Source organism: Actinoplanes sp. GCM10030250 (assembly GCF_042666575.1).
In the GTDB taxonomy this organism is placed as follows: Bacteria; Actinomycetota; Actinomycetes; order Mycobacteriales; family Micromonosporaceae; genus Actinoplanes.
Genome location: NZ_JBHTDO010000026.1, coordinates 146,865 through 159,161 on the forward strand (window position 1 = coordinate 146,865; position 12,297 = coordinate 159,161).

The following is a 12,297-nucleotide window of genomic DNA, read 5'->3' on the forward strand; positions in this document are numbered from 1 at the left end:
GGGCGTGAGTGGTGTGTTTTGGGCGGTGAGGGGCCGCTGGGGGCCAGCTGGTGGGCCGGGCCGGGCTGGGCCGGGCGGGCCGGGCCGGGCGTGAGGGGTGCGGGCCGGCTGGGCCGGGCTGGGCGTGAGGGGTGCGGGCCGGGTCGGGCTGAGCTGGGACGGGGCCGTTACTTCAGGGGGTCGTGGCCCCAGTTCATCAGGGAGTAGCGCCACGGGGTCTCGGAGACGTCGCCGTTGGGGCGCTGGGCCTGGTGGCGGTGGACGTAGCCGACGACCTTGCGCATGTGTTCCTCGTCGGCGTCGGTGAGGTCGGATTTTTTCGTGTCGAGGAGTTTGACGATTTTTCGGCCGGAGTCGTGGCCTACTGACTCGGCGCCGGAGGACGACTTCTGGCCGACCTCCTTCGACTCCTCGGTGCCGAGCCATTTTCGCAGCTCGGCGGGGGTCATGTTGACGGCGTCGCGGAATTCGGCGTACACGTCGGTGTCAGCCATGCTTCAGCGCCTCCGGCTTGTGTACGGCCTCGCGGCCGGTCTTGTCGCTCTTGACCTTGTACTGCGGCTCGTCCGGGGAGGCTGCCACGGTGCGGCCGGCGGCCTCCGTCCGTTTGGTGATCTTCTGCTCGACGGTGCCCTCGACGGTCTCGCCGTGGCTCTTCCAGGAAACGTCGTCGCCCTTTTTCAACTCAGCCATGACCGTCGCATACCCGGCCTGAGCAGGCAGAAACTACGCGGGGGAGGCGCAGAAGCTACGCGGGGAGGTCGCGGGAACGACGGGGGCAGGTCGCGGGAACGACGGGGGCAGGTCGCGGGAACGACGTGGGCAGGTCGCGGGAACTGGGGAGGAGGCGCGGGGGCTAGGCCGGGAGGTCGCAGACGAAGATGGCTGTGCCGGGGAAGAGCCGGCCGCGCATCGGGCTCCACTGGCCCCACTCCTGGTGGTGACCGTCGGGCCATTCGGGTTCGACCAGGTCGCGCAGGACGAAGCCGGCCGACACCAGTTCGCGCACCCGGTCGCCCAGCGTGCGGTGCTGTTCGAGGTAGGTGACCTCGCCGGCCTCGTCGCGTTCGATGTAGGGGGAGCGGTCGAAGTACGAGTTGAGGGCCAGCAGGCCGCGCTGGTCGGGCTCGTCGAGGAAGACCCAGCGCATCGGGTGGGTCACCGAGAACACCCAGCTGCCGCCGGGGCGCAGCACGCGGGCGACCTCGCGCATGGCGGCGGCGGAGTCTGCCACGAACGGGATCGCGCCGAAGGCGGTGCAGACGATGTCGAACGCGTTCGCCGCGAACGGCAGGGACAGCGCGTCGGCCTGGACGAGCGGTACCCGTACCCCCGTGCGGTGAGCTGCATCACGCGCATGCCGCAGCATGCCCGCCGAGAGATCCAGGGCAATCGGGTGGGCGCCTTCGCCGTGCAGCCACCGGGAGGCTGCCGCGGCGCCGGCACCGAGTTCCAAGATCTTTTTTCCGTGTACGGGTCCCAGCAGGCGAGCGTCGGATTCTCGCAGCCGCTCGGGGCACCAGACGAAGTCGACGTCACCCAGGAAGTTGCCGTGTTCATCCTGGTAGTCGTCGGCGTCGAGATCCCACCAGGTGCGGTTCCCTCGGCGGACCTCCGCCTCGGTGAGGGTGGGCGGCGAGGTCTCGGCGGTGTGCATCTGGGTCACCCAGCAACGGTACGACAGGCGTGTCACCTGTCCTTAATCGGCTCATATCGGACATGATGACCGGTTCGAACCCGACAATGTGCCTCGGTACTCAGGAGGGCTTGCAACCTGTGGTAATGCGCACGGTAAGCTAGTCGATGCGCTCGCGGATCGTGTGCCTCGGCAGGGAGCAGGCTCCGCGGTCGTCGGTCTCGGCATGATCGACTGCGTTGATCTGACTGCTCTCGGGTTGGTCGTCTTCTCCTTCGTTCGTGCCGCTATCGGTGGCAGTTCCTCGAGCGCGCGAGACACCACGACACCATCCGTTCGGAGCAACAGTCCACATGACGAGCAGCATCGAGGCCACCTCGAGCGCCAACAAGGTCACCGTCGACGACCTCGGCTCGGAGGAAGCATTCCTCGCAGCCATCGACGAGACCATCAAGTACTTCAACGACGGCGACATTGTCGAAGGCACCGTCGTCAAGGTCGATCGGGACGAGGTCCTGCTCGACATCGGCTACAAGACCGAGGGTGTCATCCCCTCGCGCGAGTTGTCGATCAAGCATGACGTGGACCCCGCGGAAGTGGTGTCGGTCGGTGACCACATCGAAGCCCTCGTCCTCACCAAGGAGGACAAGGAAGGGCGTCTGATCCTCTCGAAGAAGCGCGCTCAGTACGAGCGCGCCTGGGGCACCATCGAGAAGATCAAGGAAGACGACGGCGTCGTCCGCGGCTCGGTCATCGAGGTCGTCAAGGGTGGTCTCATCCTCGACATCGGCCTCCGTGGCTTCCTGCCGGCCTCGCTGGTCGAGATGCGTCGTGTCCGCGACCTCCAGCCGTATGTCGGCCGCGAGCTCGAGGCCAAGATCATCGAGCTGGACAAGAACCGCAACAACGTGGTTCTGTCCCGCCGGGCCTGGCTCGAGCAGACGCAGTCCGAGGTTCGCACCGAGTTCCTCAACAAGCTCCAGAAGGGCCAGGTCCGCAAGGGCGTCGTGTCCTCGATCGTCAACTTCGGTGCCTTCGTGGACCTGGGTGGCGTGGATGGTCTGGTGCACGTCTCGGAGCTCTCCTGGAAGCACATCGACCACCCGTCCGAGGTTGTCGAGGTCGGCCAGGAGGTCGAGGTCGAGGTTCTCGACGTCGACCTGGACCGCGAGCGCGTCTCGCTGTCGCTGAAGGCGACGCAGGAGGACCCGTGGCGTCAGTTCGCCCGGACCCACGCGATCAACCAGATCGTGCCGGGTAAGGTCACCAAGCTCGTTCCGTTCGGTGCGTTCGTCCGCGTCGACGACGGCATCGAGGGCCTGGTGCACATCTCCGAGCTGGCCGAGCGGCACGTCGAGCTGCCCGAGCAGGTTGTGCAGGTCGGGTCGGACGTTCTGGTCAAGGTCATCGACATCGACCTGGAGCGTCGCCGGATCTCGCTGTCGCTCAAGCAGGCCAACGAGAACTTCGTTGAGGGCGAGGAGCACTTCGACCCCACCCTCTACGGCATGGCCGCTACGTATGACAACGAGGGCAACTACATCTACCCGGAGGGCTTCGACCCGGAGACGGGCGAGTGGCTCGAGGGCTTCGACAAGCAGCGCGAGACGTGGGAGAAGCAGTACGCCGACGCCCGCGAGCGCTGGGAGGCCCACACCAAGCAGGTTCAGGCGTCTCGCGAGGCCGACGCCGAGGCCGCGCTCAACCCGGTTCCGGCCGGTGGCGTGACCTCTTCGTCGTCGACCTCCTCGTCGACCTCCTCCTCCACGAGCTCGTCGGCCCCGGCGCGCTCCGCCGAGGAGCCGGCCGGCACCCTGGCCACCGACGAGGCTCTCGCGGCTCTGCGCGAGAAGCTGGCCGGCGGCAAGAGCTGAACCTGACGCAAGTCAGCCGGTAATACCCGGAGGCGCAAGCCAGCCGGTAGTACCCGGAAAGGCCGTCCCGACTCAGGTCGGGGCGGCCTTTCGCCGTCCCCGGAAGACCGGCCTTCTCGGGCCGCGCCGACTCAGGTCGGGGCGGCCTTTCGCCGTCTCTGGAAGACCGGCCTTCTCGGGCCGCGCGCGGGGGGCGGCACCGGGATACTCATCTCATGCTGATGGGCGTCTCATGCTGAAGGTCGGTCTGACGGGTGGCATCGGTGCCGGCAAGAGTGCCGTCGCCACACGGCTGGCCGAGCGCGGTGCGGTGATCATCGACGCTGACGTGCTCGCCAGGGAGGTGGTCCGCCCCGGCACCGACGGCCTCGCCGAGATCGTCGCGCTCTTCGGGCCGGGCGTGCTGACACCGGCGGGTGAGCTCGACAGGCCGGCGCTGGGGAGGAAGGTCTTCGGCGACGAGGAGGCCCGCCGCGGTCTGGAGCGGATCATCCACCCGCGGGTGCGGACGCGTACGGCGGATTTGACCCATGGTGCGGCGCCGGACGCGATCGTGGTCAACGACGTGCCACTGCTGGTCGAGGCGGGGCTCGCTTCCTCGTACCACATGGTTGTCGTCGTGGCAGCCGACCGCGAGTTGCGCCTGGAGCGTCTCACCCGCCTGCGTGGCATGACGGCGGCTGAGGCCGCGGCCCGGATCGATGCACAGACCGACGACGCCACCCGCAGTGTCGCCGGCGACGTGGTCCTGGTCAACGACGCTGACCTGGACCGGCTGCACCACCAGGTGGACGAGCTGTGGCGTGACCGGCTCGTCGAGTTCGAGCGCAACGTGCGACTGCGGCGTTCCGCGCCGAAGGGGTCCGGCCTGCGGATCGTGCCACCGGACCCGGAGTGGCCGCGGGTGGCCGCCCGGCTGAGCGCGCGGATCAGGCACGGGCTCGGCGCGGATGTCGAGGTGGACCACGTCGGCTCCACAGCGGTGCCCGGCCTCCCGGCGAAGGACGTCGTGGCCCTGATGCTGAGCGTGCGCACCCTGGGCGAGGCGGACGCGCTCGCCGACCGGCTGGGCGAGCTGGGCTTCCCGCGCCGATCGGGGGAGTGGACCGACAACGCACACGGTGTGCCCGGCGGGACGTGGCCGAAGCGGATGCACGGCTGCGCCGACCCGGGCTACCGGGTTAACCTGCACGTCCGGGTGACCGGCTCGCCGGGCTGGCGGTTCGCGCTGCTGATCCGCGACCACCTGCGGGCGGTGCCGGAGGCGCGGGACGCCTATGCGGCGGCGAAGATCGAGCTGGCGGAGCGGCATCCGGACCGTGCGGAGTACGCGGTGGCGAAGGAGCCGTGGTTCGAGGCGGAGGCGCGTGCGGCGGATGACTGGGCGGCGGCTACCGGGTGGCAGCCTGGCCGGGTCACCCCTCGATCTCGGCCTGCTTGATGTTGCAGCCCTCGCTTCCGCCCTGCTTGATCTTCAGGCCTCGATCTCGCCCTGTTTGATCTTCATGCCCAGCTGTAGGTAGCGGGCTCGGACCTCGTGCACGCGGACGCGGACGCGTTCGATGATCTCGGAGAGGGCCTGGGCGTCCTCGTCGGCGCGCAGCGACCACGGCGCCACGAAACCGACACCGTTCCTGGTAAGCCACAGCCTCCGGTCGTAACGGGCGACGTGGTCGGCCTGCGCGAGCTTGGCGTAGGACCACGGGTTCTCGGTGCCGTACCGGACGAACGACTCGGTGAAGACCACCTCGCCGGACCAGAGCGCCCGGAACTCGATGACCAGCAGGCAGCAGTCGGCGGCCGATACGGCCCCGCGGGTGACGAGCCGCTGGGTGACCGACGCCGGCACCGGGAAGCGGTGCAGCGACTTGCTCACCGTGCGCGCGTGGTGCAGCACCTCGGACACCGCCGTGGTGATCGAATTCCGCCAGAACTCCTGCGGCAGGTAGGCCCGGTTCTGCAGGACCCGCTCGCTCAGGTGCCTGCCGAACTGCTCGTCCAGGACGGCGGCGAAGATGAAGGCGTCGACGCCGGTGTGATGCTTGGGGATCCACACGCCGACGAAGTCGTCGATCGCCTCCTCCATCCGGTAATACCGCAGCCAGTACGCGAACTTGGTGGCACGGTCCGGCGGGTAGTCGGCGGTCATCGCCAGGATCCCGCGCGCGGAGATCGCCTCCGACTCCGGTCCGGAAAGGACGGAGCGGGTGGTCCGCTGGGTCAGCGCGTACAGGAGGTAGGCGACCCATCGGGTCGGCAGAGCCGCGAAACGCCTGGCGGCGCGGACGGCGGGCGGGCCGGCGTCGGCGGTCACCAGCGCCGAGACCACGACGACGATGACCCGGTCGGACTGGCGCAGCAGGAGCTTGGCCGCGTACTCGGTCTGGTACTGCAGGTGGAAGCCCCGGCGCCGCAGCGCGTGGACGATGCGCTTGAGGTCGGGAAGGCCCGCGGCGGCCAGGATCAGGATCTCGGCGGTGTCGTGGTCGGCGTACCGGACGAGCTCGTCGGCCACCACGTAGTCGCTCTCGTCGGCCGCGGACCGCAGCAGATCGCCGCCGAGGTCCGCGTCGGCCGCCAGGATCAGCTCCACCAGGATGTCGAAGAAGATCGGCGGCGGCTGCTTGATCAGCTGGGCCCGGAAGAGCCGGAAGCGGCCGTCCTTACGGCGGTGCAGGAGCCGGTAGAGGTCGACGGCGCAGTCCCGCCGGGCCAGCACCGCGGCGAAGGTCCGCTGCTGGCGGCTGAACTCCGGGGTGTCCTCCAGCCCGGCGGTGAGAAGGTCCAGCTCATCGGCCGGCCGGGTGGCGCCGGCCTGCTCGAGGATCGCGAAGGCGTCCAGCACCCGCCCGTTGGTCACCAGCTCGTTGACCTGCCTCAGGACCACAGCGATCGGCTGCCGCCCGAGCGCGGACAGGTAGAGGGCCACGGTATCGCCGCCGCGCTGCCTGAGCGCGTCCGCGAGATCCTCCAGGGCGGAACCCTCCGGCTCGCCCGCGAAGGTGTCGGTGATCCAGGCGATCTCCTCGTTCAGCCCGTCGACGGACCGGAAGGAGACGAGCAGGTCCGCGCGGTCCGCGCCGGTACGGCGTACCTCCGCTGCCTTGACCGCGAGTTCCATCGACGACCGCTCGTCGCCGTGCCGACGCAGGCCCGCCGCCAGCATCGCGACCTGATCCGGGTGCCGCCCCGCGAGAACGTCCAGAGCCGACGGGTAGAGACGGAACGCCGCCGCGTCCCGCCCGCTCTCCCGCAGGGCGTCCGCGATGACGGCGATGTCGGCGTCGCTCGCCCTGGTCCGGCAGAGATCCGCCAGCCGCTCGGCCGCTGTCGGCACCTTGCGCAGCAGCAGCGCGCCGAGGATGTCGACCACCCGGCCGGGGTCGTCGGCGGCGGACGCCAGCGTGGTGTCGAACAGCGCCTCGACCAGGCCGTTCAGAGTCGGAGAGGCGGTGAGCAGGTCAACGATCTCGGCGAGGCGGTCGGCGGTCGCGTCGCTCTCCCGCTCGAGGACCGCCCGGGACGCGGCCTGTGCGTCCACCTGGCTGAGGACGTCGAGCACCTCGACACTGTGCCGGGCGCTCCGCATCGCCAGCCCGTCGAGGATCGCGCCGACGTCGTCGCTCCGGCCCTCCTGGTCACACCGGGCCAGGGTGGCGGCGACCACCTGCGCGTCCCGGTGCCGGCCCACCGCCTGCAACAGCGAAGAGGCCTCGTCCGTCTTCCCGGCGGCCCGCAGGTCGTCGATCAGGCTGGTGAGGTCGGCCAGGGAGCGGGGGATCTCCCGGAGCCGGTCCAGCGCCGCGGACCGGGTCCCGCCCGCGATCGCGCTTGTCTCCTCCGGCCCGCCCCCACTCGCCCGTATCTCCGCCCGCCGGCCGCCCCTCGCGTGCCAGCGGTTTCTGGCGAACACGATCTGGGCGCCGTGATGGTCGATGCGCTGCTGCGGCTCCGGCCGCCGCTTCGCCCTCAGCTCGCGGTGCATCGTCAGGTAGAGCGTGTCGACGTCCAGCAGCGGAGGCCCGCCCGCGATGCCGTGATCGAGCAGCCTGATCAGCTCACCGGTGAAGGCGGTGTGCGGCTCGCCCGGCGGCGACAGGGCCGGTGCGTGCTCGGCCGACGCGGTGACCAGCCAGGTCCCCTCCACGGCGGCCTGGTCGGCGATGTCCGCGCTTCGCCCCATCCGGCCGTTCATGGCCCGCCCGCTGAAGCAGCAGTCCAGGATCACCACCTTGGCCGGGCACTGAGTGGCGTCCCGCAGCTCCTGGCGGATGTCCTCGTACTGCAGAGACTTGTAGAGCCGTTTCGAATCCGACGCCGGCAGCGCGAGGCGGAGGTTCATCGACTGGTCGAGCAGGCCGTGGCCCGCGTAGTAGACGAGCAACGTGTCGGTAGCGCTCTGCGCCGCGGTGTGGAGCGCGTCCAGGACGACCTCGACCGACTCCACGTCGACGAGCGCGACACAGTGCGACTCGGGCAGGCCCCAGACGCTCGGATCGGTCAGCAGCCGCTGGAGGTCGGCGATGTTCTGCTTGACCGCGGGAAGGTCCGGCAGAGCTTGATAAGCGGAGGCGCCGATGAGTACGGCGCGGGACAACTGCGGGTCGCCGAGCCGCATGCCCTCACTCCTTGCCGCCCGGAGTCCCCTCGTCGTCCGGGTGGTCGGGCTCTCCGGAAAGCTCGAGGATCACCTTCTCCACGGTGCCGGCGTCGGCGGCGTCGGTGGTGAGCTCACGATCGCCGCGGCGCAGCGTCACCTCGGTCTCCTGGCGCCGGGCCAGCCTCCAGCTCGCGATCGACACCGCGAGGGCGGCGATCGCTGTCGCGTTGCTGAGGACGACGTCGATCACGTCGAGCGTGCTCTGCTCGCCGGGCACACGGCCGGAGGAGGACATCGTCACGGTCGTAGTGCGCGCCAGGTCCCGGTCGTGGCGCAGCCAGTCATACAGGCTGTGGAGCTCCAGGCGATCGGGCACGGTCAGCGTCAAGGCCATGGCACCCCTCCATGATTGAGCTGTCCGTAACATACCGCGTACTTTCCGTGTCGCCCACTCGTGCTCGGCCGTCATCGATGTGACGTGGGCGACCGTTTGCGTGGTTTGGGGGAGTGGGTGGTGGGCGTGGCTGGTTGTCCGGGAATGGTCGGCGCGGGCGTGTTTCGCGGCTCTTCCGCCGGCGGCTCTTGCGCTCTCTCGCCGGGGGCTTTCGCGTTCTCGCGTTGGCGGCTTTCGCGCTCTCTCGTCGGCGGCTCTCGTGCTCGCGGCTCGCGCGCTGGGGGTTGGTGTTTGGAAGCTCTCGCGGCGGCCGGTCAGCGCTTGGACGCGACCCACTGCGGGTGCGCACGCCGGGGCGTCCGGGGCACATCTACCGCTGTGCGGCGCCGCGAACCGTTGATGATCCGTCGGCGCCTGGCGGCCGCCGCGAGCGGCCTACCCGCCAACGATAGGCGGGCAGGTAAAGCCCGACAATGCCGCCGAGCCCGGGGGAATGTGCACCCTCCGCACGCCGCTTCGAAAACTTGTCGTACCCCCGACGTACGGTGGTTGGCATGGCGCTCGACATCCCACGACTCGACGGCCGGTTCGAGGTCGTCAGCGACTTTCAACCGGCTGGTGACCAGCCCGCTGCGATCGACGAACTTGAGCGGCGCGTGCGCGCGGGCGACCGCCACACCGTCCTGCTCGGCGCCACCGGCACCGGCAAGAGTGCCACCACGGCCTGGCTGATCGAGCGCCTGCAACGGCCCGCGCTCGTGCTCGCGCCCAACAAGACGCTCTGCGCCCAGCTGGCGAAAGAGTTCCGCGAGCTGCTGCCCAACAACGCCGTCGAATATTTCGTCAGCTACTACGACTATTACCAGCCCGAGGCGTACATCGCTCAGACCGACACCTACATCGAGAAGGACTCGTCGGTCAACGAGGAGGTCGAGCGGCTGCGCCACTCGGCGACGATGTCCCTGCTCACCCGGCGCGACACCATCGTGGTCGCCACGGTCAGCGCCATCTACGGCCTCGGCACCCCGCAGGAGTATGTGGAGCGTGCCGTCCGGGTCAAGGTCGGCGGCGAGGTCGACCGTGACAAGCTGCTGCGCCGGCTGGTCGACATCCAATACACCCGCAACGACATGGCCTTCCAGCGCGGCACCTTCCGGGTGCGGGGCGACACGCTGGAGATCATCCCGGCATATGAGGAGCTGGCCGTCCGGGTCGAGCTCTTCGGCGACGAGGTGGAAAAGCTCTACTATCTGCACCCGCTCACCGGCGACGTGATCCGTGAGGTCGACGAGCTGATCATCTTCCCGGCCTCGCACTACATCGCCGGCCCGGAGCGGATGGAGCGGGCGGTCCGCGACATCGAGGCCGAGCTGGCCGATCGGCTCGCCGAGCTGGAGCGCCAGGGCAAGCTGCTCGAGGCCCAGCGCCTGCGAATGCGTACGACATACGACCTCGAGATGATGCGGCAGGTCGGCTTCTGCAACGGCATCGAGAACTACTCGATGCACATGGACGGCCGCGCTCCGGGCGACCCGGCCTACACGCTCCTCGACTACTTCCCCGACGACTTCATCACCGTCATCGACGAGTCGCACGTGACCATCCCGCAGATCGGCGGGATGTATGAGGGCGATGCCTCCCGCAAGCGCATCCTCATCGAGCACGGCTTCCGTCTGCCCAGCGCCGCCGACAACCGGCCGCTGCGCTTCGACGAGTTCCTGGAGCGGGTCGCCCAGATGGTCTTCCTCTCCGCGACTCCCGGCCCGTGGGAGATGCAGCAGGCCCAGGGTGAGTTCGTGGAGCAGGTCATCCGCCCGACCGGCCTGGTCGATCCGCAGGTGGTGGTGAAGCCCACCAAGGGCCAGATCGACGACCTCATGCACGAGATCAAGCTGCGGACCGAGCGGGACGAGCGGGTTCTGGTCACCACGCTCACCAAGAAGATGTCCGAGGACCTGACCGACTATCTCCTGGAAAACGGGATCCGGGTGCGTTACCTGCACTCCGAGGTGGACACGCTGCGCCGCGTGGAGCTGCTCAAGGAGTTGCGCAAGGGCGACTACGACGTGCTCGTCGGCATCAACCTGCTCCGTGAGGGCCTCGACCTTCCCGAGGTCTCCCTCGTCGCGATCCTCGACGCCGACAAGGAAGGCTTCCTGCGCAGCGGCCGCTCGCTGATCCAGACCATCGGCCGTGCCGCCCGTAACGTCTCCGGCGAAGTCCACATGTATGCCGACAAGATCACGCCCTCGATGCGGGACGCAATCGACGAGACCGACCGCCGCCGGGCCAAGCAGATCGCGCACAACGAGGCCAACGGCATCAAGCCCCAGGCCCTCCGCAAGAAGATCCACGACATCCTCGACGACATCTACAAGGAAGCCGAGGACACCGAAGCGGCCGTGTCGGGCCCGATGGTCGGCGGCGCCGGCCGGCAGATGTCGCGCGGCAAGGCACCAGTGCCGGAAACCAGGTCGAAGGCACGAGCCGGCAGCGGCACCGCCCGAGCGGGCATGGCCCGCGCCGATCTCGCCCAGCTCATCCAGGACCTCAACGACCAGATGCTGGGCGCCGCGCGCGAGCTGCAGTTCGAGCTGGCGGCACGGATCCGCGACGAGATCTCCGAACTGAAGAAGGAACTACGCGGCATGGACATGGCCGGGGTGAAATAAGCCCTTGGCTCGTCGCCTGGGCCGGCGGCATGACGGCTGCCTGCGTGGTGGCGACGATCGCTTGGGTGGCGGCATGACGACTGCTTAGGTGGCGGCATGACGATTGTCGAGGGGGCGGTGGCCGAGGCCGAGTTGGTCGAGCTGGCGAAGCGGTGCTGGGAGGCGGACGGCGGGTTGCCACTGGCAACCGAGGCCGGGTTCCTTCGGCGGCGCTGGTTTGCTGCGGGGACGGTGACCTTCGTGGCCCGTCGACCTGACGGGCGGCTGGACGGTGCGGTCGCGGTCCGTCCCGGCGAGGGCGGGCCGGTGATCACTGGGCTGGTGGATCCGGCGGCGCGTGGTCGGGGGATCGGCTCGAAGCTGCTCGACCTCGGTCTGACGGCTGGCACGGTCGGCCACGGGCTTGCTGCGTCCGCTGGTGCTGGTGCTGGTGCTGGTGCTGGTGCTGGGGGCGAGGGCGGGGGCGTCGTGACTTTGGAGACGGAAGGGCTGACTGCTGCGGCGGAGAAGCTTTTCGCGGCGCGAGGGCTCCGCCAGGTGTTCGCTGAGGACGTGATGCGGGTTGATCTCGCTAACGGGCGGACGGCGGCGGTATGGCCGGACGGGGCTGTGCTGCAGGAGTGGGACGCGCGGAACGCGGGGCGGTTTCATGCTGTTTATGCGGCGGCGTTTCGGGAGCGTCCGGGGTTTCCGGATCCTCCGGTGCGGAAGTGGGTTGCTGAGAACGAAGGGGACGACGGGTTTCGGGCGGACTGGTCGTTGCTGGTCAGCTTGCCGGGGCGCGGTGATGTGGGATTTGTGACGGCGGCGGAGGGGTGGATCGTTCAGGTCGGTGTAGTGCCGGCGGCTCGTGGCGCGGGGCTGGCGGGTGCACTGATCTGCGAGTCGCTGGGGCGGATGGCCGCCGCGGGGTTTGGTGAGGCTTGGCTCGATGTGAACGTCGACAATCCGGCTGCCGGCCTCTATCGGCGGCTCGGGTTTCGGGACATGGGGCGGCGGGCTCGGTATCAGGCTGATCAGGCGTCACCCGGGACCAGCGGCCCTGGCTGAGCGGGCGCCGGGGCTGAGCGGGCGCCGGGGCTGAGCGGGCGCCGGGGCTGAGCGGGCGCCGGGGCTGAGCG

At 69.4% G+C, this 12,297-nt stretch carries 8 protein-coding genes and 1 pseudogene; 4 read left to right on the top strand and 5 right to left on the bottom strand.

Going from position 1 to position 12,297, the window contains the following annotated elements; all coding sequences use genetic code 11:
• Positions 1-170: 170 nt before the first annotated feature.
• The 3 genes and pseudogenes from ACFQV6_RS29310 to ACFQV6_RS29320 all read right to left on the bottom strand — a co-directional run.
• Positions 171-494: pseudogene (locus tag ACFQV6_RS29310) on the bottom strand (DUF3140 domain-containing protein); the annotation flags it as partial.
• Positions 487-693: a DUF2945 domain-containing protein gene (locus ACFQV6_RS29315; RefSeq protein WP_378030834.1), complete on the bottom strand. Its 207-nt coding sequence runs from the start codon at positions 691-693 to the stop codon at positions 487-489. The pseudogene ACFQV6_RS29310 and the gene ACFQV6_RS29315, both read right to left, overlap by 8 nt.
• Positions 694-856: 163 nt before the next feature.
• A complete protein-coding gene (locus tag ACFQV6_RS29320) occupies positions 857-1,657 on the bottom strand; it encodes a class I SAM-dependent methyltransferase (RefSeq protein WP_378030850.1) in 801 nt (266 codons plus the stop codon).
• 332 nt (positions 1,658-1,989) lie between these two features.
• Between ACFQV6_RS29320 and rpsA the strand changes: the two genes are divergently transcribed.
• Together rpsA and coaE are read left to right on the top strand one after the other, a co-directional pair.
• Positions 1,990-3,510, top strand: coding sequence for a 30S ribosomal protein S1 (gene rpsA, locus ACFQV6_RS29325; RefSeq protein WP_378030835.1), 1,521 nt, complete (start codon positions 1,990-1,992; stop codon positions 3,508-3,510).
• Positions 3,511-3,742: 232 nt separating this feature from the next.
• Entirely contained in the window at positions 3,743-4,951 is a 1,209-nt protein-coding gene (gene coaE / locus ACFQV6_RS29330; RefSeq protein WP_378030836.1) for a dephospho-CoA kinase, read from the top strand.
• Between the two features lie 33 nt (positions 4,952-4,984).
• Here coaE and ACFQV6_RS29335 read toward each other — a convergent pair whose 3' ends face one another.
• The gene (locus ACFQV6_RS29335) at positions 4,985-8,128 is read right to left on the bottom strand and encodes a caspase family protein (RefSeq protein ID WP_378030837.1); all 3,144 of its coding nucleotides are present in this window, start codon (positions 8,126-8,128) and stop codon (positions 4,985-4,987) included.
• A gap of 4 nt (positions 8,129-8,132) precedes the next feature.
• Positions 8,133-8,504: a hypothetical protein gene (locus ACFQV6_RS29340; RefSeq protein WP_378030838.1), complete on the bottom strand. Its 372-nt coding sequence runs from the start codon at positions 8,502-8,504 to the stop codon at positions 8,133-8,135.
• Between the two features lie 554 nt (positions 8,505-9,058).
• Here ACFQV6_RS29340 and uvrB point away from each other — a divergent pair.
• Together uvrB and ACFQV6_RS29350 are read left to right on the top strand one after the other, a co-directional pair.
• A complete protein-coding gene (gene uvrB, locus ACFQV6_RS29345; RefSeq protein WP_378030839.1) occupies positions 9,059-11,176 on the top strand; it encodes an excinuclease ABC subunit UvrB in 2,118 nt (705 codons plus the stop codon).
• Positions 11,177-11,272: 96 nt separating this feature from the next.
• On the top strand, positions 11,273-12,226 hold the full coding sequence (locus ACFQV6_RS29350) for a GNAT family N-acetyltransferase (protein WP_378030840.1): 954 nt from the start codon (positions 11,273-11,275) through the stop codon (positions 12,224-12,226).
• Positions 12,227-12,297: the final 71 nt, after the last annotated feature.